The 23308-nt window shown below is 70.5% G+C and carries 19 protein-coding genes and 2 pseudogenes; 7 read left to right on the forward strand and 14 right to left on the reverse strand.

Annotated elements, in window-relative coordinates; genetic code table 11:
• Window positions 1-3 precede the first annotated feature (3 nt).
• The gene (gene nuoM, locus OCT48_RS00615; RefSeq protein ID WP_263590882.1) at window positions 4-1542 is read left to right on the forward strand and encodes an NADH-quinone oxidoreductase subunit M; all 1539 of its coding nucleotides are present in this window, start codon (window positions 4-6) and stop codon (window positions 1540-1542) included.
• On the forward strand, window positions 1539-2981 hold the full coding sequence (nuoN, locus tag OCT48_RS00620; protein WP_263590883.1) for an NADH-quinone oxidoreductase subunit NuoN: 1443 nt from the start codon (window positions 1539-1541) through the stop codon (window positions 2979-2981). Before nuoM ends, nuoN begins: the two co-directional genes overlap by 4 nt.
• Before the next feature lie 66 nt (window positions 2982-3047).
• Here nuoN and OCT48_RS00625 read toward each other — a convergent pair.
• The 6 genes and pseudogenes from OCT48_RS00625 to OCT48_RS00650 form a co-directional block, all read right to left on the reverse strand.
• A pseudogene (locus OCT48_RS00625) lies at window positions 3048-4052 on the reverse strand (TRAP transporter substrate-binding protein); the annotation flags it as partial.
• A 241-nt stretch (window positions 4053-4293) separates the two neighbouring features.
• Window positions 4294-5697, reverse strand: a complete 1404-nt coding sequence (locus OCT48_RS00630; protein WP_263590884.1) for a TRAP transporter large permease — start codon at window positions 5695-5697, stop codon at window positions 4294-4296.
• Entirely contained in the window at window positions 5697-6254 is a 558-nt protein-coding gene (locus tag OCT48_RS00635) for a TRAP transporter small permease subunit (RefSeq protein ID WP_263590885.1), read from the reverse strand. The genes OCT48_RS00630 and OCT48_RS00635 overlap by 1 nt, the downstream gene beginning before the upstream one ends.
• Window positions 6255-6375: 121 nt before the next feature.
• On the reverse strand, window positions 6376-7185 hold the full coding sequence (locus OCT48_RS00640; RefSeq protein WP_263590886.1) for an endonuclease/exonuclease/phosphatase family protein: 810 nt from the start codon (window positions 7183-7185) through the stop codon (window positions 6376-6378).
• A 1-nt stretch (window position 7186) separates the two neighbouring features.
• Window positions 7187-7819, reverse strand: a complete 633-nt coding sequence (locus tag OCT48_RS00645) for a thiol:disulfide interchange protein DsbA/DsbL (RefSeq protein ID WP_263590887.1) — start codon at window positions 7817-7819, stop codon at window positions 7187-7189.
• 150 nt (window positions 7820-7969) lie between these two features.
• The gene (locus OCT48_RS00650; RefSeq protein ID WP_263590888.1) at window positions 7970-8590 is read right to left on the reverse strand and encodes a c-type cytochrome; all 621 of its coding nucleotides are present in this window, start codon (window positions 8588-8590) and stop codon (window positions 7970-7972) included.
• 242 nt (window positions 8591-8832) lie between these two features.
• On the opposite strand from OCT48_RS00650, the gene yihA reads away from it, so the two are divergent.
• A complete protein-coding gene (gene yihA, locus OCT48_RS00655) occupies window positions 8833-9453 on the forward strand; it encodes a ribosome biogenesis GTP-binding protein YihA/YsxC (protein WP_263590889.1) in 621 nt (206 codons plus the stop codon).
• A 270-nt stretch (window positions 9454-9723) separates the two neighbouring features.
• Here the strand turns inward: yihA and OCT48_RS00660 are convergent, their stop codons facing one another.
• The 7 genes and pseudogenes from OCT48_RS00660 to argH all read right to left on the reverse strand — a co-directional run bounded on the left by OCT48_RS00660 (window position 9724) and on the right by argH (window position 15880).
• Window positions 9724-10470 (reverse strand): HAD family hydrolase, encoded by a 747-nt coding sequence (locus tag OCT48_RS00660; protein WP_263590890.1) that lies wholly within the window; start codon window positions 10468-10470, stop codon window positions 9724-9726.
• Window positions 10471-10475: 5 nt separating this feature from the next.
• Entirely contained in the window at window positions 10476-11390 is a 915-nt protein-coding gene (locus OCT48_RS00665) for a tyrosine recombinase XerC (RefSeq protein ID WP_263590891.1), read from the reverse strand.
• On the reverse strand, window positions 11383-12102 hold the full coding sequence (locus OCT48_RS00670) for a DUF484 family protein (protein ID WP_263590892.1): 720 nt from the start codon (window positions 12100-12102) through the stop codon (window positions 11383-11385). The genes OCT48_RS00665 and OCT48_RS00670 overlap by 8 nt, the downstream gene beginning before the upstream one ends.
• A 22-nt stretch (window positions 12103-12124) precedes the next feature.
• Window positions 12125-12958 (reverse strand): diaminopimelate epimerase, encoded by an 834-nt coding sequence (gene dapF, locus OCT48_RS00675; protein ID WP_263590893.1) that lies wholly within the window; start codon window positions 12956-12958, stop codon window positions 12125-12127.
• A complete protein-coding gene (lysA, locus tag OCT48_RS00680) occupies window positions 12958-14238 on the reverse strand; it encodes a diaminopimelate decarboxylase (RefSeq protein ID WP_263590894.1) in 1281 nt (426 codons plus the stop codon). Before lysA ends, dapF begins: the two co-directional genes overlap by 1 nt.
• Before the next feature lie 98 nt (window positions 14239-14336).
• A pseudogene (gene lptM, locus OCT48_RS19550) lies at window positions 14337-14444 on the reverse strand (LPS translocon maturation chaperone LptM); the annotation flags it as partial.
• Window positions 14444-15880, reverse strand: a complete 1437-nt coding sequence (argH, locus tag OCT48_RS00690; RefSeq protein WP_263590896.1) for an argininosuccinate lyase — start codon at window positions 15878-15880, stop codon at window positions 14444-14446. The gene argH and the pseudogene lptM, both read right to left, overlap by 1 nt.
• Window positions 15881-16137: 257 nt before the next feature.
• Between argH and hemC the strand changes: the two genes are divergently transcribed.
• Genes hemC through OCT48_RS00710 form a run of 4 tightly spaced genes read left to right on the forward strand, consistent with a single transcriptional unit; the run spans window position 16138 to window position 20758 of the window.
• Complete coding sequence (hemC, locus tag OCT48_RS00695; protein ID WP_263590897.1) at window positions 16138-17079, forward strand: hydroxymethylbilane synthase; 942 nt, start codon at window positions 16138-16140, stop codon at window positions 17077-17079.
• A complete protein-coding gene (locus OCT48_RS00700) occupies window positions 17079-17870 on the forward strand; it encodes a uroporphyrinogen-III synthase (protein WP_263590898.1) in 792 nt (263 codons plus the stop codon). Before hemC ends, OCT48_RS00700 begins: the two co-directional genes overlap by 1 nt.
• Before the next feature lie 6 nt (window positions 17871-17876).
• Complete coding sequence (locus OCT48_RS00705) at window positions 17877-19508, forward strand: uroporphyrinogen-III C-methyltransferase (RefSeq protein ID WP_263590899.1); 1632 nt, start codon at window positions 17877-17879, stop codon at window positions 19506-19508.
• Entirely contained in the window at window positions 19505-20758 is a 1254-nt protein-coding gene (locus tag OCT48_RS00710; protein ID WP_263590900.1) for a heme biosynthesis HemY N-terminal domain-containing protein, read from the forward strand. The genes OCT48_RS00705 and OCT48_RS00710 overlap by 4 nt, the downstream gene beginning before the upstream one ends.
• Before the next feature lie 78 nt (window positions 20759-20836).
• Here OCT48_RS00710 and OCT48_RS00715 read toward each other — a convergent pair whose 3' ends face one another.
• Window positions 20837-23074, reverse strand: coding sequence for a mechanosensitive ion channel domain-containing protein (locus OCT48_RS00715; RefSeq protein WP_263592550.1), 2238 nt, complete (start codon window positions 23072-23074; stop codon window positions 20837-20839).
• Window positions 23075-23308: the final 234 nt, after the last annotated feature.

The raw sequence follows: 23308 nt of genomic DNA on the forward strand, positions 1-23308 counted from the left end.
CCCATGACCCTGGTCTGGCTGATCCTGATTCCCTTCATCGGCGGCCTGCTGTGCTGGCAGGCGGAGCGCGTCGGCGAGATGGCGCCCCGCTGGCTGGCGCTGGCGGCCATGGCGCTCGAGCTGGCGATCAGCCTGGCGCTGTGGTGGGGCGGCGACTATCGCCTGCCGCTGGTGGAGGCCGGCCCGGCCTGGGGGCTGGAGTGGCGGGCTCCCTGGATCCCGCGCTTCGGCATCGAGGTGCACCTGGCGCTGGACGGCCTGTCGCTGGTGCTGATCGCCCTGACCAGCCTGCTCGGGCTGCTGGCGGTGCTGTGCTCCTGGCGGGAGATCGTCGGCCGGGTGGGCTTCTTCCACCTCAACCTGCTGTGGATCCTCGGCGGGGTGGTCGGCGTCTTCCTGGCCATCGACCTCTTCCTGTTCTTCTTCTTCTGGGAAATGATGCTGGTGCCGATGTACTTCCTGATCGCCCTGTGGGGGCACAGCGGCGCGCCGGGCAGGACCCGCATCCGGGCGGCGGTCAAGTTCTTCATCTACACCCAGGCCAGCGGCCTGTTGATGCTGGTGGCCATCCTCGGGCTGGTCTTCGCCGAGCATGCCCACAGCGGCGAGTATTCCTTCAGCTATGCGGTGCTGCGCGAGACGCCGCTCTCCGATGGCCTGGCGATGTGGCTGATGCTGGGCTTCTTCGTCGCCTTCGCGGTCAAGCTGCCGGTGGTGCCCCTGCACGGCTGGCTGCCCGATGCCCACGCCCAGGCCCCCACCGCCGGCAGCGTCGACCTGGCGGGGATCCTGCTCAAGACCGCGGCCTACGGCATGCTGCGCTTCGCCCTGCCGCTGTTCCCCGAGGCCTCCCAGGCCTTCGCCCCGGTGGCCATGGGGCTGGGGCTGGTCGGGGTGGTCTACGGCGCGCTGCTGGCCTGTGGCCAGCAGGACATCAAGCGGCTGATCGCCTATACCAGCATCGCCCACATGGGCTTCGTGCTGATCGGCATCTATGCCGGCACCCAGCTGGCCCTGCAGGGCGTGGTGGTGATGATGGTGGCCCATGCCTTCTCGGCGGCCGGGCTGTTCATCCTCAGCGGCCAGCTCTACGAGCGGCTGCACACCCGCGACATGCGCGAGATGGGCGGCCTGTGGGGGCGCCTGGGCAGCCTGCCGGCCTTCACCCTGTGCTTCGCCGTGGCCTCGCTGGGGATGCCCGGCACGGCCAACTTCGTGGGCGAGTTCATGATCCTGTTCGGCAGCTTCCCGGTGGCACCCGGCGTGGTGGTGGTCGCCAGCGCGGGCCTGGTGCTGGCCGCCATCTATTCCCTGCTGCTGATGCAGCGGGTGCACTTCGGTCCCCCCCGGGGCGAGGGCGGCTGGGCCGACCTCGACCGGCGCGAGTACGCCATGATGCTCGGCCTGGTGGCCCTGATGCTGCTGTTCGGCCTCTATCCCCAGCCGCTGCTGGACACCACCGGGGACGCCATGGGCGCGGTCCAGCGGTTGTACGAGGCCGGCGCGACCCTGCCGGCCCTGGCCGGGGAGGTGGGCCCATGAGCCCGCCCGCGCTGCTGGCCCTGTCGCCCCTGGCCATCGTCGCCGCGACCCTGCTGGGGGTCCTGCTGGGCATCGCCTGGCGGCGCCAGCATGCCGCGACGGCCGTGGTCACCGGGGTCGGCCTCGGCCTGGCGCTGGCGATGCTGCCGCTGGCCTCGCGGGTCGCACCGCTGGCCACCCCGCTGCTGGTGGTCGACGGCCTGGCGCTGTTCGCGATGGCCCTGATCCTGGTCGCGGCGCTGGCCTGCACCACCCTGGGGCATGCCTACCTGGAGCACTATCGCGGGGCACGCGAGGAGTTCTACCTGCTGCTGCTGAGCGCCGCTGCGGGGGCCATGGTCCTCGCCATGAGCCGCCACCTGGCATCGCTGTTCCTGGGCCTCGAGCTGCTGTCGATGCCGCTCTACGGGATGCTGGCCTATGCCTACCACGAGCGCCGCTCGCTGGAGGCCGGGATCAAGTACCTGCTGCTCTCCGCGACGGCCTCGGCCTTCCTGCTGTTCGGCATGGCACTGCTGTATGCCCAGACGGGGCAGCTGGCGCTGGCCGCCCTGACGGCGGGCCTCGCCGACCGCCCGGGGGGCTGGGGGCTGGCCGGGGCCGGCCTGATGCTGGTCGGGCTGGGCTTCAAGCTGTCGGTGGTGCCCTTCCACCTGTGGACGCCGGACGTCTACGAGGGCGGGCCGGGCCCCGCCGCGACCTTCCTGGCCACGGCGAGCAAGGTGGCGGTCTTCGTGGTGATCCTGCGTCTGGTGACGACCGCCCCGGTCTTCCAGACCGAGGCCATGGGCGCCATCCTGGCGGGGCTGGCCCTGGCCAGCATGCTGGTGGGCAACCTGCTGGCGCTGCGCCAGGCCAACCTCAAGCGCCTGCTGGGCTACTCGGCGATCGCCCATTTCGGCTACCTGATGCTGGTGCTGGTGGTCGCCGGCGACCTGGCCGTGGAGAGCGGCGGCGTCTACCTGGTCACCTACCTGGTGACCACGCTCGGCGCCTTCGGCGTGGTCACCCTGCTGTCGAGCCCCCACGGCGGCGAGGATGCCGCCGCGCTGCACCACTACCGGGGCCTGTTCTGGCGCCATCCCTACCTGGCCGGCGTGCTGACCGTGAGCCTGCTGTCGCTGGCCGGCATCCCCTTCACCGCCGGCTTCATCGGCAAGTTCTACCTGCTGGCCCTGGGCGTCGAGGCCCAGCGCTGGTGGCTGGTGGCCGGCATCGTGCTGGGCAGCGCGATCGGGCTCTATTACTACCTGCGGGTGATGGTCACCCTCTACCTGGTGGAGCCGGGCATGCGGCGCCGCGACGTCGCCGTGGACTGGGGCGTGCGGGCCGGGGGCCTGGTGGTGGCGGGGCTGGCGTTGGTGACCCTGCTGCTGGGGATCTATCCGGCGCCGATGATCGCCTGGGTGCGGGGGCTCGGCATGCTGACCGGCGGCTGAGGCGCGCCGGCGCGAGGGCAAGGCCCCCGCGGGCCCGACGAGCGGGGCCGCGGGGGCGCTCGACGATCACTCGCCGCTGGTGGGGGCGCCCTCGGGGTTGCGGGCGTCGTAGTAGGCCTGCTCGGAGATGGCGTGGTAGTTCACCACCTTGTCCTGGAAGGCACGATAGGAGTCGTGGATCTTCCGGGCCATCTCGCTGGACTCGGCGAGTTCGGCGACCACGTCCGCGGAGTGCTCCTTGGCCTGGGCCAGGACGTCGTCCGGCAGGCGACGCAGCTCCACATCGTGCTCGTTGATCAGGGTCTCGAGGGCGTCGTTGTTGCGTGCGGTGTACTCGTCGAGCACGTCGGCGTTCACGTCACGCACCGCGGTGCGCAGGATCGCCTGCAGGTCCGCCGGCAGCGAGGCCATGGCTTCCTCGTTGACGATGGCCTCGAACATCACCGTCGGCTCGTGCCAGCCGGGGTAGTAGTAGTAGTCCGCCGCCTGGTGCAGGCCGAAGGCCAGGTCGTTGTAGGGGCCGATCCATTCGGTGGCGTCGATGGCGCCGGACTGCAGGGAGGTGAAGATCTCGCCGCCCGGCATGTTGACGATGGCCACGCCCATGCGGCTCATGACCTCGCCGCCGAGCCCCGGCATGCGCATCTTCAGGCCCTCGAGATCGTCGACGGAGTCGATTTCCTTGTTGTACCAGCCGCCCATCTGCACGCCGGAGGCCCCGGCGGCCATGACGTCCACCCCGAAGTCGTCGTACAGCTCGTTCCACAGGTCCAGGCCGCCGCCGTAGTGCAGCCAGGCATTCATCTCCTGGGCGTTCATGCCGAAGGGCACGGCGGCGAAGAACTGCGCCGCCGGTGCCTTGCCCTTCCAGTAGTAGGACGCGGAGTGGCCCATCTCGGCGGTGCCTTCGGCGACGGCGTCGAAGACCTCGAAGCCGGGCACCAGCTGGCCGGCACCGAACACCTCGATGGTCAGGCGGCCATCGGACATCTCGTCGACCAGCTTGGCCAGCCGCTCGGGCCCCTGGCCCACGCCGGGGAAGTTCTTCGGCCAGGAGGTCACCATCTTCCATTAGTGGGTGTCCTGGGCCTGGGCGGTTCCCGCGGCCAGCATCAGGCCGGCGGCGGCGCCGCTGACGGCCATGGCGAGTGCTTTCGGTTGCATGCGATTCCCTCTCGTTGTGTGCCTTGTCGGGATGTGGCCCGCGTCGGGCCGGTCGGCAGGGGAGGGCATCCGCCCTCCCGGTGAAACCCGTGTCGAGTCACTATAGACGGCCGCTTCCTCCGGGCGGGGCGGCCGATTCCACGCGCCGTCAGAACTGGTCCGGCAGCCAGGTGGCGAGCCCCGGGAACCAGGACAGCGCCAGCAGCATGCCGAGCTGCAGCACGATGAAGGGGATGACCCCGCGGTAGATCGACGCGGTGGGCACCGACTCCGGCGCCACGCCGCGCAGGTAGAAGAGCGCGAAGCCGAAGGGCGGCGTGAGGAAGGAGGTCTGCAGGTTGATGGCGATCATGATGCCGAGCCAGATGGGGTCCAGGCCCATGGCCAGCAGGATCGGCCCGACGATGGGCACCACCACGAAGGTGATCTCGATGAAGTCGAGGATGAAGCCGAGCAGGAAGATCACCAGCATCACCACCAGCGTCGCGCCGATCACCCCACCGGGCATGCTCTCGAAGACCTCGGTCACCAGGTGCTCGCCGCCATAGGCACGGAACACCAGCGAGAACAGCGCGGCGCCGATCAGGATCAGGAACACCATGGTGGTGACGTTGACGGTGGAGCGCAGCGCCTCCTTGAGGGTGGCGACGTCCAGGCGGCGATAGGCCAGGGCCAGCATCAGGGCGCCGAAGGCCCCCACGGCCGAGGCCTCGGTGGGCGTGGCGAAGCCGCCGAGGATCGAGCCCAGCACCACCACGATCAGCACGATGGGCGGGACCAGCCCCTTGAGCAGCAGCAGGCCGAGGCCGCCCTCGTGGCCGAGCTCCTCCATCAGGTCCCGGCGATCGACGGCCGGCGCGGCGCCGGGCTTGACCCAGGCGATGATCGACACATAGACGATGTAGAACACCACCAGCAGCAGGCCGGGCACCAGGGCGCCCATGAAGAGGTCGCCCACCGACACCGTCTTGGGGCTGAAGATGCCCATCGACAGCTGGGCCTGCTGGTAGGCCGAGGAGAGCACGTCCCCCAGCAGCACCAGCGCGATGGAGGGCGGGATGATCTGGCCCAGGGTGCCGGTGGCGCAGATGGTGCCGGTGGCCAGCGGTATGCTGTAGCCCCGCTTGAGCATGGTCGGCAGCGACATCAGGCCCATGGTCACCACGGTGGCGCCGACGATGCCGGTGGAGGCGGCCAGCAGCATGCCGACCAGGGTCACCGAGATGCCCAGCCCCCCGCGCAACGAGCCGAACAGCAGGGACATGGCCTCGAGCAGGGTCTCGGCCACCCGCGACTTCTCCAGCAGCACGCCCATCAACACGAAGAGCGGCACCGCCAGCAGCGTCTGGTTGGTCATGATGCCGTAGAGGCGGTTGGGAAAGGCCGACAGGTAGCCGGCATCGAAGTGGGCGTCGATGCCCATGGCTTCCAGGCCGAGGCCGAGGCCGGAGAAGGCCAGGGCGGTGCCCGCCAGGGACAGCGCGACGGGGTAGCCGAACATCAGGACGGTGCAGATCACGGCGAACAGCACCAGTGGCATGAACTCCAGCATCACAGGTGCTCCTCGTGGTGTTCTTCTTCTTCCTTGGGGGCGATGCGCCCGGTCATGACCAGCACGTTGCGCCAGGCCTCGACCAGGCCCTGCAGGAGCATCAGGCCGGCGAACAGCGGGATCAGCGTCTTGAGCAGGAAGACCCCGGGGATGCCACCCGAGTCCGGCGACCCCTCGAGGATGCGCCAGGACTTGCCGACGTAACCGAGGCTGACGAGGATCACGAAGATCATCACCGGCATCAGCAGGAAGAGGTGACCGAGCAGGTCGACCAGCGCCTTGCGCTTCACCGGCATGGCCCGATAGAAGATGTCCACCCGCACGTGCCCGTCATGGCGCAGGGTATAGGCCGCGGCCAGCATGAAGACCGTGGCGTGCATGTACATCACCGATTCCTGCATGGGGATGCTGTTGACGCTGAAGGCATAGCGCAGCACCACGATCAGGAACTGGATCAGCATCATCAGCAGGACCAGCCAGGAGAGGCTCCGGCCGAGCCATTCGGAGAGGCGGTCGAGCCGGTCGATCAGGCTCGGGAGCTCGTGGGGTTGGGGCATGGGGGAATTGCTCGGGGTTGCGTTGACGTCAAGGCGTTGGCGCCACGCGTCTGTGGCACGATCTCCCAGACTATACGGGAATCGTTCAGCGTCTGTTACAACGATGGGGCCGACATTGGTCTTACCCCTTGGCCAGGGTGGCGTGGCAGGCCTCGGGCAGGCTGACGTCGATGGCCACGGGCAGGTGGTCGGAGAAGAGGTGTTCCAGCACCTGGACCCGGTGGGCCTCCAGGGAGTCCGAGAGCAGGATATGGTCCAGGGCCCGGCGGGGTTGCCAGGACGGGTAGCTGAGCGGCGGGCGCACCGGGTGCAGCGGCAGCGAGTCGCGGAATCGCGAGTGGGCGTGGAGCTGGTCCGGGGTGCAGTTGAGGTCGCCCATCACCACCACATGGCGCAGGGGGGTGATGATCTCGCTGAGGTAGTCGAGCTGGCGCACTCGGCCACGATGGCTCAGCGCCAGATGGGCGACGAACAGGTGCAGGGCGTCGGGCCCCTCGCCGAAGCGGGCGTGGATGGCACCGCGGCCGGGCAGGGTGCCGGGCAGGCTGTACTCCTCGACCCGCGAGGGCGGCAGGCGCGACAGCAGCCCGTTGCTGTGCTGGGCGAGGTGGCCCAGGTTGCGGTTGAGCTGCTGGTAGTGGTGCGGAAAGCCGGCGCGGGTCGCCAGGTATTCCACCTGGTTGACCCGGCCGGAGCGGAAGCTGCCGCCGTCGACCTCCTGGAGGCCGACGATATCGAAGCGTCCCAGCACCTCGCTCATCATGTCGAGGCGCTTGAGGCGTCGCGGGTGGGGCAGCAGGTGCTGCCAGCTGCGGGTCAGGTAGTGATGGTAGGCCGATGTCTGGATGCCCACCTGCAGGTTGAAGGTCAGCAGTTTCAGGTGGCCGCTCTCACGGTGCGGCCACCTGACATCGGCCAGCGACGAAGTCATGTCAGTCCTTCCGTTCCTCGCGCACCTTGTCCACCAGGGCACCGGCGACCTGGGGCATGTTGTCGAGGCTGCCGGCGGTGCTCGGGGTCACCACGTAGCGGCCATCGACGATCAGCGCCGGCACCCCCATCAGGCCCATGTTGCGCATGCGGGCATGGGCCTGGTTGACCTGGGACTTGACGCCGAAGGCGGTCAGCGCCTCGCTGGCCTCCTCCTCGGTGACGCCGTAGTTGCTGAAGAAGGCCGCGATGTCCTCGACCTCGGTCAGGCGCTGGCCCTGTTCATGATAGGCCTCGAAGAAGTCGTCATGCAGGTCCTCCTGGATGCCCAGCTGCTTGGCGGCGTAGAAGGCGGTGGCGTGCTTGTTCCAGGCGCCGCCCATGGTGGCCGGCATGCGCTGGAAGACCACGTCCTCGGGGAGCTCGGCGACCCAGGCGTTGAGCGGCTCCTCCAGGTTGTAGCAGTGCGGGCAGCCGTACCAGAAGGCCTCGGTGACCTCGATCTTGCCCTCCTCGACCTGGGTCTTCACCGGCTCGTCGAGGGTGGTGTAGTGCTCGCCCTCCACCAGGTTGGCGGCGGAGGCGAGCGTGGACAGGCCCAGGCCTGCCAGGGCGACGATCAGGGACTTGAACATGAGGGGCTCTCCTTGAGTGAGTCATGATCCAGGGTGGGGCGCCGTCGGCACGGCACCGCCGAGTTGGAGTGTAGCCGGGGGCCCGGGTTCCCGGAGACGACGAGGGCGGCCCTGGGCCGCCCTCGTCGAATGCCGGTGGCCGGGAAGCGCTCAGTGCAGCCCGCGCACGTAGTTGGCCACGGCCTCCATGTCACGGTCGCTCATCTTGGCGGCGATGTCGCGCATGATGGCGTTGGGGTCGTTGGCCCGCTCGCCGGCGGCGAAGGCCTGCAGGGTCGCGACCACGTAATCGCTCTTCTGGCCGGACAGCGCCGGGTAGACGGCGGTGCCGATGCCCTGGCCGGTCGGGCTGTGGCAGGCGGCACAGGCCGGCAGGCCCTTGGCCAGGTCGCCGGCCCGGTACAGCTCGCGGCCGTGCTCGACCAGGGCCGGCTCCGGGTCCGCCTGGCCGAGGGCCGGCTCCTTCTCGGCGAAGTAGGTGGCCACGTCCCAGGCGTCCTGGTCGGAGAAGTTGTCCACCTGACCGGCCATCTGCGGCACGTTGCGGTTGCCGTCGCGGATATCCATGATCTGCTTGGCGAGATAGGAGGCTTGCTGGCCGGCCAGGTTGGGGAAGGCACCGGACGGGCTGATGCCTTCCTGGCCGTGACAGGCGGCGCAGGCCTGTGCCTTCTCGCGGCCGGCGGCGGCATCCGCCTCCGACTGGAGGTCCGCGTGGGCGGCGCCGACGGCGCTCATGGTGATTGCCAGGCTTGCCAGAAGCTTTCTCATCGCTAATCCACTATGCCGTTATGTTGTTGACCGGTACGTACCCCGGGTGCCGCCCGAGAGAGGCGGGCGAGCCTTGCTGCCGGAAGCCGTCGACGCACCCTGGTCGGTCGCTGCCGGCGGGAGCACGGTGGTATACTTGCGCGCCCCGGGTCGCAGACAAAAGTCACTGCATTATAACGGAACACCCGTGCTGCGGGAATGCAAGCCGCGGCACCCTTGATCAACGTCAGGAAACCCCCGCCATGTCGCGACTCAACTACCAGGCCGCCCGCTTCCTCATCAGTGCGCCGACCCTGGCGAAATGCCCGTCGGATGGCGGCGCCGAAGTGGCCTTCGCCGGGCGCTCCAACGCCGGCAAGTCCAGCGCCATCAACGCCCTGACGCGCCAGAAGGCGCTGGCCCGGACCTCCAAGACCCCCGGCCGCACCCAGCTGATCAACTTCTTCGCCCTGGGCGAGGACACCGACCACCGGCTGGTCGACCTGCCGGGCTACGGCTATGCCAAGGTGCCCGAGCAGGTCAAGCTCGAGTGGCAGCGCCACCTGGCGGACTACCTGCAGCGGCGCGCTTCCCTGCGCGGCCTGGTGCTGGTGATGGACGTTCGCCACCCGCTCTCCGAGTTCGACCAGACGATGCTGGGTTGGGCCGACGACCAGGACATGCCGGTGCACATCCTGCTGACCAAGGCCGACAAGCTGAAGTCGGGCGCCGCCAGGAACGCCCTGCAGCAGGTACGCTCGCGGCTGCGCGAGTGGGAGGACCTGGTGAGCGTCCAGCTGTTCTCGGCGCTCAAGAAGCAGGGCCTCGAGGAGGTGCATGCACGCCTCGACGACTGGCTATTAGCGGACATCGGGGACGACTAGCCGGAGGGCTGCCCGGTGGCAAGCCCCGGAGTGCCGGACCATCGCGAGGGCGCTGTAAACCCGTCCATGAGCGCTACCGACGCCCTGCGGCGCTCTCGCATCCTGCTCCGCTGGCAGGGCCGGCGCTGGCCATTCCTGGCCAGCCCGTTCGGAGGAATCCTCCTCACCCCTGGCGTAGGACCCTCGCTTCGCCTTGCCCCCGACGCCCTTCAAGGTATGAGTCTTGGCCAAGCCGATGAGATTCGCTTCTGCTTATCTGGCCGACGGCTTTCAGCTTTCTAATTTCTCCAGCAGCGCCGGCAGCTCGCGGATATGCCCCAGGCGATGGACGCCCTCGGGCAGTGGTGCGCCATGGGGCGTGTCGCCGGCGACCCAGGCCGCCTGCATCCCCAGCCGGATCGCCGGCAGGACGTCTTCCTTCCAGGAATCGCCGATATGCATCGCCCGGGCGGGCGACGCGCCGAGCTTGGCCAGGGCCATCAGGAAGGGCCGGGGATCGGGCTTGGGCGCATGCATCTCCCCGGCGGCGATCGCCACCGCGAAGTGGCGGCGCAGGGGCAGGCGGTCGAAGTCCAGGTTGCCGTTGGTGATGGAGCCCAGCCGGTAGCGCGTCCCTAGCTCGCTGAGCATCGGTTCCACCTCCGGGTAGGGCGAGACCCGCAGGCGCAGGTCGTGGAAGCGCTCCATGGCGCGCGTCGCCCAGTGCCAGGCCGCCTCATGGGGCAGGCCGAACTCCTTCAGCAGCGAGGCCAGGGCCTGCTCGCGGATCCAGGTGAAGTCGCCGCGGCGCAGCGGATGGCGCTCGGCGAGTGCCTGGCGCCGGGCCTGGTAGTGCGGCAGCGGCACCCGCTCGGCGAAGCGTCCCAGGTGCTGCTCGCCACGCTCGGCGAGCCATTCGGCCAGGGCCGTATCGAGCCAGCCGTAGTGGCCCTCCTCGGTGCGTGTCATCACCCCCCGGTTGTCCCAGAGGGTGTCGTCGAGGTCGAAGGTCAGGGCCTGGAGGCGTGGTCGGGTCATGGGCATCATTCGTGGTCGTCGGAGCGGCGGCGTCGGGCGCGGGGGTGGGCGGCGTCGTAGCTGGCCGCCAGGTGCTGCCAGTCGAGCCGGGTGTAGACCTGGGTGGTGGCCAGGTTGGCATGGCCCAGCAGTTCCTGGACCGCCCGTAGGTCCTGGCTGGACTCCAGCAGGTGGCTGGCGAAGGAGTGGCGCAGCCGATGGGGATGCAGGTGCTCGGCCAGGCCGCGCTGCCGGGCCAGGGCCGCGAGGCGCTGCTGGATGGCCCGGTGGCCGAGCCGGGCGCCGCGTACCCCCACGAACAGCGCCGTCTCGCCGTCAGCGGCCAGGGTGCCGCGCACCCCGAGCCAGGCCTCCAGCGCCGCCCGGGCGCGACGGCCCACCGGTACCTGGCGCGGCTTGCCGCCCTTGCCCAGTACCCGCACCCGCTGGGGCTGCAGGTCGGCGAGGGCCAGGGCGGCGAGCTCCGCGAGGCGCAGGCCGCTGGAGTAGAACAGCTCCAGCATGGCCTGGTCGCGGCAGGCCAGTGGCGAGCCGTCGTGGGGCGTGTCGAGGAAGCGCGCCAGGGCGTCCACGTCCACCGGTCGCGGCAGGTCCTTGGGCAGGCGCGGCGTGCGCACCAGGCTGGCCGGGTTGTGGTCCAGCACGCCGGCGGCCCGCAGGTGGTCGGCGAAGCCGGAGATGGCCGCCCGGCGCCGGGCCAGGCTGCGGGGTGCCAGCCCCCGGGCCCGCTCGCCGCCCAGGAAGCGACGCAGCAGGGCGGCGTCGAGGGCGGCGCCGTCGTCCACCCCCTGGTCGGCCAGGAAGTCGCCCAGCGCGGCCAGGTCGCGGCGATAGGCCGCCACCGTGGCCGGGCTGGCGGTGCGGGCCAGGGCCGCCAGGTAGGCGGCCAGCTGGTCGCCGAGCCGGGTCGGCTCAGCCATGGCGGGACGGCGCCAGGCGCATCAGCAGGCGGGCCACCACGTCGCCGACGTACTCGGTGAACAGGGTGTCCATGCTGGCGCGGAAGTGGTCGGGGTCGGGGCTCGCCAGCACCAGGTAGCCGAGCGGCTCGCCCAGGGTCAGCCGGGCCAGCGCACAGGAGCCGGCCTTGTCCGGCGCCTTGGCGTGGGGCAGCAGGCGCTTCCAGTCGGTGGGCGTCAGCCGGGTGCAGCGACTCGCCCGGCCGTCCAGCAGGGCGGCCAGGCGTTGGGCCACGTGGTCGTCGAGCACCTGCCGGGGGGCCTGGGGCGGCTGCGCCTCCCGGTCGGTGAGGCTGGCCGGGCACCACAGGGCCAGCGCCGGGGTCTGGAAGCGCTCGCTGAACTGGGTGGCCAGCGCCTGGCCCAGGGCGTCGCCGTCCTCGGCCTCCAGCAGGGCCAGCACCAGCTCCCGGGTCCGGCGGTACTGGGCCTCGTTGTGGCGGGCCGATTCCAGCAACTGCTCCAGGCGCCACTCGGCCTGCTCGGCGCGGGTGCGCAGATCGGCCACCAGGCGTTCCAGCAGGGAGGTGGCGCCGCGGGCCTCGGGGTGGGGCACCTTGAGCTGCTGGAGCAGGCCCTCACGGCCGACGAAGAAGTCGGGGTGACGGGCGAGCCACTGGGCCACGACGTCCGGGTCCAGGGTCTTGCGTGGCTCGGGGGCGGCTCGGGTCATGCGCTTCTCCTCGGTTCGACGCTCAGTTCAGGGGCACGCGGCCCTCGAAGACCCGCTCGGCGGGTCCGGTCATGATCAGGCAGGCGTCACCGCCGGGCCAGGTGATCTCCAGGTCGCCACCGGGCAGGTGCACGGTGACCGGGCTCTCGAGCCAGCCCAGGCGGATGCCGGTGGCCACCGCGGCGCAGGCGCCGGTGCCGCAGGCCAGGGTCTCGCCGCTGCCCCGCTCATGGACGCGCAGGCGGATCTCGTGGGGCGACACCACCTGCATGAAGCCGGCGTTGACCCGCCGCGGGAAGCGCGGGTGGGCCTCGATGGCCGGTCCCAGGGTGGCCACCGGGGCGGTGTCCACGTCGTCCACCCGCAGCACCGCGTGGGGGTTGCCCAGGGACACCACGCCGACCTCGAGGCGCCGGCCCTCGACGTCCAGGGCGTGCAGGGCCCGGTCCTCGTCGGCCGCGAAGGGCAGCGCCTCCGGGGCGAAGCGCGGCGGCCCCATGTCCACGCTGACGCGATCGTCGTCGCCCACCACCAGGGTGAGCGGGCCGCCGGCGGTCTCGACGTGGATCTCGCGCTTGTGGGTCAGCCGCTGGTCGCGCACGAAGCGGGCGAAGCAGCGCGCCCCGTTGCCGCAGTTCTCCACTTCGCTGCCGTCGGCGTTGTAGATGCGGTAGCGAAAGTCCATGTCCGGGTCCCGGGGCGGCTCGACCACCAGCAGCTGGTCGAAGCCGATGCCGAAGCGCCGGTCGGCCAGGGCGCGGACCTGCTCGTCGCGCAGCCGCGCCCGCTGGGTGATCAGGTCGACCACCATGAAGTCGTTGCCGAGTCCGTGCATCTTGGTGAACTGCAGCAGCATCAGGGCGTCTCCGCGCTGTCGTCGGGGAGCGTGGCCTCGCCGGCCCAGAGGTCCGCCAGGCGCTCGCGGCGTCGCACCAGGTGGGCGCGGTCGCCGTCCACCATGACCTCGGGCGGTCGCGGGCGGCTGTTGTAGTTGGAGGCCATGACGAAGCCGTAGGCGCCGGCGGAGCGCACCGCCAGCAGGTCGCCGGCGGCGATGGCCAGCTCCCGGTCCTGGCCCAGGAAGTCGCCGGTCTCGCAGACCGGGCCGACCACGTCATAGGTGCCGCTCTCCCGCGCCTGGGTGGTGTCCACCGGCAGGATGGCCTGCCAGGCCTGGTAGAGGGCCGGGCGGATCAGGTCGTTCATGGCCGCGTCGACGATGGCGAAGTGCTTGGTCTCGCCGGGCTTGAGGAATTCCACCCGGGTCAGCAGCACGCCGGCGTTGGCGGCGATCGAGCGGCCCGGCTCGAAGAGCAGGGTCAGCTGGTCGCTGCCCGGCCAGCGCGACAGCCGCTCGAGCAGGGCGGTGGCGTAGTCGAAGGGGTGCGGGGGGCGCTCGTCGTGATAGGGCACGCCCAAGCCGCCGCCGAGGTCCAGGTGCTCGATCTCGATGCCGTCCTCGCGCAGCCGCTCGAGCAGCACCAGCAGGCGGTCGAGGGCGTCGAGGAAGGGGGCGGTCTCGGTGAGCTGGGAGCCGATATGGCAGTCGAGCCCCACCACCCGCACGTTGTCCATGGCCGCCGCCTGGCGGTAGACCTCCCGGGCCTCGTCCACCGCGATGCCGAACTTGTTGGCCTTGAGCCCGGTGGAGATGTAGGGGTGGGTGCCGGCGTCCACGTCGGGGTTGACCCGCAGCGAGATCGGGGCGACCCGGCCCAGGCCGCGGGCCACGGCGTCGAGCCGCTCGAGTTCGGCGCGGGACTCGACGTTGAAGCACTTGATGCCCACCGAGAGCGCGCGGGCCATCTCGTTCTCCTGCTTGGCCACCCCGGAGAACACCACCTTGGCGGGGTCGCCGCCGGCGGTCAGTACCCGCTCGAGCTCGCCTACCGAGACGATGTCGAAGCCGGCGCCGAGGCGGGCGAGCAGGTTGAGCACCGCCAGGTTGGAGTTGGCCTTGACCGCGTAGCAGATCAGGTGGGGATGGCTGCCCAGCGCCTCGGTGTAGGCCCGGAAGTGGCGGGCCAGGGTGGCCTTGGAATAGATGTAGCAGGGCGTGCCGAATTCCTCGGCGATACGCGAAAGCGGGAGCTCTTCGGCGTGCAGCACGCCGTCGCGGTACTCGAAATGGTCCATGCCTAGGTGTCGTCCTCGTCGGCGGGGCGGGGGGCGTCGGCGCCCGATGCAGCGGCGTCCGACGCGTCGTCGGTGGTCTCGGGGTCACGGGGGCCGTAGCGCTCCTCCGCCGCGGTGTCGCCGGGCAGGTAGAGGGGGCCCTTCTGGCCGCAGCCGGCCAGCAGCAGGGGCAGCGCCAGCAGCGCGAGCAGGGCGGTGCGACGCATCAGCCCCGGCTCCCCTGGCCATCCTGGGAAGACAGCGCCGCCAGGGCCTCGCGGGCCCGCTGGGCGGCGGCGCGCACCTGGTCCGGGGCGGTGCCACCGATATGGTTGCGCGCGGCCACCGAGCCCTCCAGGGTCAGCACGGCGAAGACGTCCTCGTCGATGACGTCGGAGAACTGGCGCAGCTCCTCGAGGCTCATCTCCGAGAGGTCCTTGCCCTCTTTGATGCCGAAGGCCACCGACTGGCCGACGATCTCGTGGGCGTCGCGGAAGGCCACGCCGCGGCAGACCAGGTAGTCGGCCAGGTCGGTGGCGGTGGAGAAGCCCTTGCGGGCCGCCTCGCGCATGTTGTCGGCCTTGGCCTCGATGGCCGGGACCATGTCGGCGAAGGCCTTCAGGCAGTCCTGGACGGTGGACAGGGCATCGAACAGCGGCTCCTTGTCCTCCTGGTTGTCCTTGTTGTAGGCCAGCGGCTGGGACTTCATCAGCGTCAGCAGGCCCATCAGGTGGCCGTAGACCCGGCCGGTCTTGCCGCGCACCAGTTCCGGCACGTCCGGGTTCTTCTTCTGCGGCATGATCGAGGAGCCGGTGCAGAAGCGGTCGGGCAGGTCGATGAAGTCGAACTGGGCGCTGGTCCACAGCACCAGCTCCTCGCTCATCCGCGACAGGTGCATCAGCAGCACGCTGGCGAAGGAGGTGAACTCGATGGCGAAATCCCGGTCACTGACGGCGTCGAGGCTGTTCTCCGCGGGGCGGTCGAAGCCCAGCAGCTCGGCCGTCACATGGCGGTCGATGGGGTAGGTGGTGCCGGCCAGGGCGGCGGCGCCGAGCGGCAGCACGTTGACCCGCTTGCGGCAGTCGAGCAGCCGCTCCTGGTCGCGGGCGAGCATTTCCTGCCAGGCCAGCAGGTGATGGCCGAAGGTCACCGGCTGGGCGGTCTGCAGATGGGTGAAGCCGGGCATGATGGTATCGGCCTCGCGGTCGGCCAGCGCGATCAGCCCCTCGCGCAGGCGGGTCAGCTCGGCGGCCACGGTATCGATCTCGTCGCGCAGGAAGAGGCGGATGTCGGTGGCCACCTGGTCATTGCGCGAGCGCCCGGTATGCAGCTTCTTGCCGGTGATGCCGATCTTGTCGGTGAGGCGTGCCTCGATGTTCATGTGCACGTCCTCGAGCGCCACCGACCAGGCGAAGGTGCCGGCGTCGATCTCGGCCTGGACCTCGTCGAGCCCCCCCAGGATGGCGTCGCGTTCCGCCTCGGTGAGCACCCCGACCCGGGCCAGCATGGTGGCGTGAGCCCGCGAGCCCTGGATGTCGTGGAGGGCCAGGCGCCGGTCGAAGTCGACCGAGGCGGTGAAGCGGGCGACGAAGGCATCGGTGGGCTCGCTGAAGCGGCCGCCCCAGGACTGGTTGGTGCGGTGGTTCGTCGGGCTTGGGCTCATCGGGCTGACATCCTGCATGGCTGAAGGGGTGGGTGAGGGCCGGCGGCGCGCCGGCCGCAGCTCGGCGAGGCCGCGCTGGCTTGACATGCGGGAAAGTGTACCAGAGTCCACGGGCCAGGCGAGGGGCGGCGGGACGGCCGGGACGTGACGATTTTTCCTGGCCTCCCCGGTCCTTTATGATGGCAGCAAACCAAGACATCACCGGGCGCCGGCGCAAGGGGTGCCGAGTGCAAGCGAACCGGGACGGGGAGAACCACGTGCAAGCCATCGAAACGCTGCGTATCGCCACGCGCAAGAGTCAACTGGCCATGTGGCAGGCCGAACATGTCCGCGACCGCCTGATGGCGACCCATCCGGGGCTCAAGGTCGAACTGGTGGCCATGGCCACCCGGGGCGACAAGATCCTCGACACGCCGCTGGCCAAGGTCGGTGGCAAGGGGCTGTTCGTCAAGGAGCTCGAGGAAGCGATGCTCGATGGGCGTGCCGACATCGCCGTGCACTCCATGAAGGATGTGCCCATGCATTTCCCCGAGAGTCTCGGCCTGTCGGTGATCCTCGAGGGGGCCGAGCCCACCGACGCCTTCGTCTCCAACCACTACGCCTCCCTGGACGAGCTGCCCGAGGGGGCGCGCATCGGCACCTCCAGCCTGCGCCGCGGCCTGCAGATGCGCGAGGCGCGCCCCGACCTCCAGGTGCTCAACCTGCGCGGCAATGTCCAGACCCGCCTGGGCAAGCTCGATGCTGGCGACTACGACGCCATCCTGCTGGCCACCGCGGGCCTCAAGCGGCTGGGCCTCGAGGCGCGCATCACCATGGAGCTGCCGCCGGAGGTCTGCCTGCCGGCCTGTGGCCAGGGTGCCCTGGGCATCGAGTGCCGCATGCACGATGCCGAGCTGATCTCGCTGCTGGCGCCGCTGGATGACCCGGCCACCGCGACCCGGGTCCGCGCGGAGCGCGCCATGAACACCCGCCTCGAGGGCGGCTGCCAGGTGCCCATCGCCGGCCACGCGGTGTTCGAGGACGATGGCGAGACCCTCTGGCTGCGCGCTCTGGTGGGCAACCCGGAGGGCACCGAGGTGCTGCGCGCCGAGGGTCGCGGCTCCCTCCACGAGCCCGAGGCGCTGGGCATCCGCGTGGCGGAGGAACTGCTGGACATGGGCGCCGGCGAGATTCTCGCCGAGGTCTACGGCGCCGGCTGATGGCGACGCCGCCGGTACTGATCTGCCGCCCCGGACCGAGGGCGGCGGCGCTGGCCGAGGCCATCGCCGCCGCGGGCTTTGCCGTCGAGCGGGGCGAGGCCATGGTCCTCGAGCCGCTGCCCGAGACCCCGGAGCAGCGTGCCACCTGGCTGGACTTCGACCAGTTCCGGCGCGTGGTGGTGGTCAGCCCCTTCGCCGCCGAGTGTCTCGCCGAGGCGCTGGACCGTTACTGGCCACAGCTCCCCGTAGGCATCGACTACTACGCCGTGGGCGCCGCCACGGCCGCCACCCTGCATCGCCAGTTGGGCGTGCGGGTGCACCTGCCGGCGGCCGGCGGCGAGGACACCAGCGAGGCGCTGCTCGCGCTCGGCTCGCTGCAGCGGCTCGCCGGGCAGCGTCTGCTGCTGGTGGCCGGCGAGGGGGGACGGGCCCTGATGGCCGAGACTCTGGCCGCCCGGGGCGCCCGCCTGACGCGCCTGGCGGTGTACCGGCGTCGCCTGCTCGAGCCGTCGCCGACCTTGCGGCGTCGGCTGGCGGGCGGCGACTATCAGGCGTTGGTGGTGAGTAGCGGAGAAATCCTCGAACATCTGGCAAGATGGTGCTCACAGGCCGCCTTGAGCCAACCGCTAATCGTGTCCAGTACCCGGTTGGCTACACTGGCCGGCACACTGGGGTTTCGTCTTCCCGTCGTGGCGTCGGGCGCCACGCCCGACGCGCTGGCGGCCGCCGTGGCCAGGGCCAGGGACTCGGAGAGGGCCGATGTCGATCATGACGATCTCGAAAAGGGCTAGCGACACATGAGCAAGCAACAACACGATCAGGACGAACAACAGACGCCGTCCGGCGACGCCCAGGGCGGCGCCGACTCGGCGACGACGGGAACGGGCGCCGAGGCCGGCAAGGGCGGCGGCTCATCGTCGCGCCGCTCGCGGCGTCGTGGCAAGGGCAGCGGCTCGGCGGCGCACCACGCCACCGCCGAGGCGAAGGCCGACGCCAGGCCCTCTTCGACGACGTCCACGAGCGAAAGCCAGGCCACCCCGGCCGGCGACAAGCCCGGCGAGACGGGCCAGGCGGCCGCGGCGGCCAAGGCCGCCGATCCCGCCGAGGCCGACGCCGCCAAGCGCGAGGCCGGCAAGGCGACCGATGCCTCGGCGTCCTCCGCCAAGGTCTCCGATAGCGCCGCTGACGGGACCAGGAGCACGTCCGGCAAGGCGACCGATGCCGCCGCCGCCAAGCGCGATACCGCCAAGGCCGCCGCTTCCTCCTCTTCCTCCAGCGGCGCCAAGGCCACGTCCAGCAAGGCCTCGGGCGGCGACGCCAAGGCCCAGCCGGCGTCCGCCGGCCAGGGCGCCGCCGGGACCCCGGGAGGCGGCGGCGGCCGGGGCGGCTCCGGCAAGGGCAGCAAGACCGGGGCGGTCGCCCTGGGCCTGGTGGTCCTGCTGGGCGCAGGCGGCGCGCTGTTCGGCTGGCAGGTCTGGCAGAAGCTGGACGCCCAGCAACAGCGCCTGGCCGCCCTGCCGGCCCAGGCGGCCAGCCAGTCGGCGCTGGACGACCTCGCGGGGCGCCTGGAGAGTGGCGAGCAGCAGCGCAATGCCGCGCTGGACGAGGCGGTGAGCACGCTGCGCAGCGACTTCTCCGACTATCGCCAGGACGTCGACCAGACCCTGGACAAGGTGCTCCAGGAGCTGTCCAGCGAGCAGCAGACCGACGAGCGCGACTGGCTGCATGCCGAGGCCGCCTACCTGCTGCGCCTGGCCAACCAGCGCCTGCAGCTGGAACGCGACGTCCAGGGGGCCGCCGCCCTGCTGCGCACCGCCGACGAGCGGCTGCGCGAGGCCGACAACCCGGCGCTGATGCCGGTGCGCCGCGAGATCGCCTCCGAGCTGGCCGCGCTGGAATCCGTGCCCCGCGTCGACCGCACCGGCCTCTATCTGGCGCTGAACGCCCAGCAGGAGCAGATCGCCGGTCGCCCGCTGGCCCAGGACATCGAGGAGATCGCCGCCGACTCGACCATCGAGGAGGCACCCTCCGGCGGCTGGCAGTCGCAGCTGGCGCGCTTCGGCGGCGAGCTCAAGGACCTGGTCACGGTCCGCCAGCACGACGAGGCGCTCGAGGCGCTGATCTCGCCGGAGCAGGAGTCCTACCTGCGACAGAGCGTGCGCCTGGTCCTGGAGCAGGCCCAGCTGGCGCTGCTCAAGGAGGAGCCGCCGCTCTTTGAGGCCAGCCTCGAGAAGGCCCTGACCCTGATCCAGGGCTACTACGACACCGACGACAGCGGCGTCCAGGCGGTGCTGTCGCGCCTCGAGGAGCTCAAGGGCCGCGCCATCCGCCCGGAACTGCCGGACATCAGCGGCTCCCAGCAGGCGCTGGCGAGCTTCATCGAGCACCGCTTCGAGGCCGACAACGGCGGCCAGGGAGATGAGGCATGAGAAAGCTGATCCTGCTCGTGGTCCTGGGGCTCGCGGTCGGGGCCCTGTTCGGCCAACTGATGATGTCGGTGCCCGGCTACTGGCTGGTACGCGTGGGCGATACCTCGGTGCAGACCTCCTTCTGGTTCGGCCTGGTGCTGCTGCTGGCGGCCTTCGTGGTGGTGCATTTCGGCCTGCGGCTGCTGATGCGCCTCTCGCGCCCGGTGACCCGCTTCAAGGTGTGGAACAGCCGCTCGCGCAACCGCACCGCCATGCGGCGCACCGTGCGCGGCCTGGTGGCGCTGGCCGAGGGGCGCTGGAAGCGCGCCGAGAAGGCCCTGGTCAAGGCCGCCGACGATTCCAGCACGCCGCTGGTCAACTACCTCTCCGCCGCCCTGGCGGCCCACTACCAGGGGCGCTACGAGCAGGCCGACACCTTGCTCAAGCGTGCCCACCTCAGTACCGAGGGCGCCGACACCGCGGTGGGCCTGATGCAGGCCCAGCTGATGCTGGACCGCCAGCAGTACGAGGAGGCCCTGGCGATCCTCACCCGCCTCGATCGCCACCTGCCCAATCACCCGCAGGTGCTCAAGCAGCTCAAGCAGGCCTATATCAGCCTCAGCGACTGGGACGGCCTGCGCCGGCTGATGCCGCGCCTCGGCGTGCAGCACCTGATCTCCCGGGAGGAGCGCGAGCAGCTCGAGCAGCGCGCCTATCGCGAGCTAATCTCCCAGGAGGCCCGCCAGCCCGGTGACATCGAGCGGGTGCGCAGCCTCTGGGCCGACATGCCCGACCACCTGCGCGGCAACGTCGACCTGATCGTGCTCTATGCCGAGGCGCTGGTGCGCGGCAACGAGGAGGGCATCGCCGAGCGGCTGCTGCGCCACTCCCTCAAGGAGCACTGGGACAGCCGCCTGGTGCTGCGCTACGGGCTGCTCGAGGTGGATGCGGCGCGCCAGCTGGTGGTGGCCGAGAAGTGGCTGCAGGAGCGGCCCAACGACCCGGATCTGCTGCTCACCCTGGGCCGGCTCTCGCTGCGCAACGCCTACTGGGGCAAGGCCCAGGAATACTTCGAGGCCAGCCAGCGCCAGCGGCCCAGCGGCGTGGTCTGCGCCGAGCTGGCCCGGCTCTATGCCAACCTGGGCGAGCACAACAAGAGCCAGCTGTACTACCGGCAGAGCGTCGAGCTGCTCGACAGGTCGCTGCCCTCGCTGCCCCAGCCCACCGAGCCGGAGGACACGCCGGCGAAGTCGGCCAAGGCGGCGTCCTGAGGATCGCCCGCGCCCGACCCACCATGAAGAGGGGCTGCCGGACGGCAGCCCCTCTTGCGTTGGCGTGGGTGACGGTGGTTACGTCTCGCCGTCGTACTCTTCCTGGTTGTGGACCTCCTGGGGGGCCTGGGTGTCGGCGGCCACCGCGGGATCTTCGTCGGTCGAGGCGGCGGCGCGTTCGCGCGCCTGCTGGCGGATGACCCGCACGTTGGCCGGCGGGGCGCCGCCGGCCTTGTCCTCGCCGAAGTAGAGGGTGGTATGGGGGAAGGGGATCTCGATGCCGGCCGCGTCGAGATGCAGCTTGACCAGGCGGTTGTAGGCGCGGCCCACGGCCCACTGGTCTCCCGGCGTGGTCTTGATGCGCACGCGGATGTTCACGGAGCTGTCGGCCAGCGCGATCACGCCGGCGACCTCCAGCGGCTCGAGCAGCTTGCCCTTGTGCTCCTCGTCTTCCCGGAGCGCCTCGAAGGCCTCGTTCAGGGCCTGGATCGCCTCGTCGATGCTCTCGCGATAGGCGATGCCGTACTCCCCGACGTGGTAGGCGAAGTCGCGCATGTAGTTGGAGACGGTGTCGACGCTGGAGAAGGGCACGATGTGGTAGGTGCCGCTGAGGTCGCGAATGCCCACCGAGCGGATGCTGAGCTTCTCGGCCACCCCGGTGATGCCCCCCACGGTGATCACGTCGCCGGTGTTCATGGCGTTCTCCACCTGGATGAAGACCCCGGTGATGATGTCCTGCACCAGCTTCTGGGAGCCGAAGCCGATGGCCAGGCCCAGCACGCCGGCACCGGCGATCAGCGGGCCGATGTTGATGCCGATCTCGGCGAGCACGATCATCGCCGTCATGGTGATCAGGGCGATGGCCAGGGCATTGCGGAACAGCGACAGCAGCGTCTGGGTCCGGGCCGAGGGCACGCCGCCGCCGGTCTCGGGGTTGAGCTTGTGCTCGATCAGGCTGGCCAGGCCCATCCAGACGGCCGCGGCGATCGCCAGGATCACGAACACGCTCACGCCCTTGCCGACCAGGCTGCGTCCCGCCTCGGAAGCGTACCAGGCGCCCAGGTCGAAGGCGCCCCAGGCACTCAGCACGACCATCACCACGACGGCGAGGATCACCATGCGGATGACGCGCAGGGCATTGGGCACGTAGCGGTTGAGGCGCGCCTCGAGCATCGGCAGCTTGCGGCGCAGGTCATCGGAGAGGCGGATCCGCCGGCCGATGGTCTGGGTCAGGAGGCTCGACACCAGCATGCCCACCAGCACGGCGGCCAGGGTCTGCAGGGTGGCGAACAGCACGAAGGGCAGGGCATCCTCCGGCCGCGTCAGGGTCAGCACCAGCACCATGGTGAAGTAGGCCAGGGCGAAGAGGTGCCAGGTGCGGGCGAACAGCTGCAGCGATACCCGGCTGGCGGCCATGGTGGTCTGGCCGGCCTTGTGGTTCAGGGCGTCGCGCAGCCGCCGGCGGTTGCGCAGCACCACGGCCACGGCGTAGACATAGGCGCCGATCATGATCAGGGTGCCGATCCCCTCGCCGAGCGCCGGCGACAGGTAGGCGTTGACCAGCGGCACCACCACCATCAGGCCATAGCCGGTCAGCCCGATCAGGCGTGCGATCCAGCGGTTCCAGTAGGCGGCGTCGGCGGCGGCGATGGGCAGCAGGCGCAGGCCCTCGTAGCGGGAGGCGAAGAGCATGCGCACCGCGGCCTTGAGCAGCTCGATCACCAGGAAGGCGTTGAGGAACAGCGAGGCGCGGGTCGACAGCTCACCGCTCTCGCCCACCGCGAAGGTGGCGACCAGGTTGCCGCCGACATAGGCCAGCGCGACCACCAGGGCATCGATCACCACCGCCACGCCCACGCTGAGTACCAGGCGCAGCAGCGGCTGGAGGCCCTGGCCGGTCAGCGACCACTGGCTGAGGCGGGTGAACAGGGGCCGGGCCAGGCGGCGAACGGCGAAGAACAGCGCGACCGTGGCGAGGATCACCAGCCCCAGGTTGATGGCCGCAGTGGTGAAGCTGGGCAGGTCGAAGGTGCTCGGGGAGGCCGCGAACAGGCCGCTCACGGCGTCGACGACCTGGCCGAGCTGGCTGCCCAGCTCGCCGACGATGCGGCTGGTGGTCTCGGCCAGCTGGCGGGGCAGCGACGGCGACGCCGCCTCGCTCGTGGCGGCCTCGGACTCGCTGGCCGCCCCGCGCAACTGGTCGATCAGCTGCTGGCGCGTCTCGGGATTCTCGAGGAGGTTGGCCAGGGTGGCATTGGCCGGGGCCTGGCCTCCCCCGTCGGTCGATTGGGCCATGGCCGGGAGGGCGGCCAGCATCAGGATGGCCAGCAGCCAGCCGCTGGCCAGGGAGAGGAGTCGTCTGGTGCGCACGCTTGGGCCTCCGTGTCTGGGCGTGGATAGGGCGAGGATGTCGTCGTCAGGCTACCATGGCCGGAGGTGTCGGGCCTCGATGAGCCTTCAGGGTAGTGTACGAGAATTGTACATGATTGCGATATTGTGTCATATTTACTGGCAGGCATTGCCTGAATGCCTCCTATCCCCCTGCAAGGC

Source organism: Halomonas sp. M4R1S46 (genome assembly GCF_025725685.1).
Classification (GTDB): Bacteria; Pseudomonadota; Gammaproteobacteria; order Pseudomonadales; family Halomonadaceae; genus Halomonas.

Bases quoted from the DNA above. Each gene is read 5' to 3' on its own strand.
- nuoM (WP_263590882.1), top strand. From the start codon at position 4: ATGACCCTGGTCTGGCTGATCCTGATTCCCTTCATCGGCGGCCTGCTG.
- nuoN (WP_263590883.1), top strand. From the start codon at position 1,539: ATGAGCCCGCCCGCGCTGCTGGCCCTGTCGCCCCTGGCCATCGTCGCC.
- OCT48_RS00630 (WP_263590884.1), bottom strand. From the start codon at position 5,697: ATGCTGGAGTTCATGCCACTGGTGCTGTTCGCCGTGATCTGCACCGTC.
- OCT48_RS00635 (WP_263590885.1), bottom strand. From the start codon at position 6,254: ATGCCCCAACCCCACGAGCTCCCGAGCCTGATCGACCGGCTCGACCGC.
- OCT48_RS00640 (WP_263590886.1), bottom strand. From the start codon at position 7,185: ATGACTTCGTCGCTGGCCGATGTCAGGTGGCCGCACCGTGAGAGCGGC.
- OCT48_RS00645 (WP_263590887.1), bottom strand. From the start codon at position 7,819: ATGTTCAAGTCCCTGATCGTCGCCCTGGCAGGCCTGGGCCTGTCCACG.
- OCT48_RS00650 (WP_263590888.1), bottom strand. From the start codon at position 8,590: ATGAGAAAGCTTCTGGCAAGCCTGGCAATCACCATGAGCGCCGTCGGC.
- yihA (WP_263590889.1), top strand. From the start codon at position 8,833: ATGTCGCGACTCAACTACCAGGCCGCCCGCTTCCTCATCAGTGCGCCG.
- OCT48_RS00660 (WP_263590890.1), bottom strand. From the start codon at position 10,470: ATGACCCGACCACGCCTCCAGGCCCTGACCTTCGACCTCGACGACACC.
- OCT48_RS00665 (WP_263590891.1), bottom strand. From the start codon at position 11,390: ATGGCTGAGCCGACCCGGCTCGGCGACCAGCTGGCCGCCTACCTGGCG.
- OCT48_RS00670 (WP_263590892.1), bottom strand. From the start codon at position 12,102: ATGACCCGAGCCGCCCCCGAGCCACGCAAGACCCTGGACCCGGACGTC.
- dapF (WP_263590893.1), bottom strand. From the start codon at position 12,958: ATGCTGCTGCAGTTCACCAAGATGCACGGACTCGGCAACGACTTCATG.
- lysA (WP_263590894.1), bottom strand. From the start codon at position 14,238: ATGGACCATTTCGAGTACCGCGACGGCGTGCTGCACGCCGAAGAGCTC.
- argH (WP_263590896.1), bottom strand. From the start codon at position 15,880: ATGAGCCCAAGCCCGACGAACCACCGCACCAACCAGTCCTGGGGCGGC.
- OCT48_RS00700 (WP_263590898.1), top strand. From the start codon at position 17,079: ATGGCGACGCCGCCGGTACTGATCTGCCGCCCCGGACCGAGGGCGGCG.
- OCT48_RS00705 (WP_263590899.1), top strand. From the start codon at position 17,877: ATGAGCAAGCAACAACACGATCAGGACGAACAACAGACGCCGTCCGGC.
- OCT48_RS00710 (WP_263590900.1), top strand. From the start codon at position 19,505: ATGAGAAAGCTGATCCTGCTCGTGGTCCTGGGGCTCGCGGTCGGGGCC.
- OCT48_RS00715 (WP_263592550.1), bottom strand. From the start codon at position 23,074: ATGCTGGCCGCCCTCCCGGCCATGGCCCAATCGACCGACGGGGGAGGC.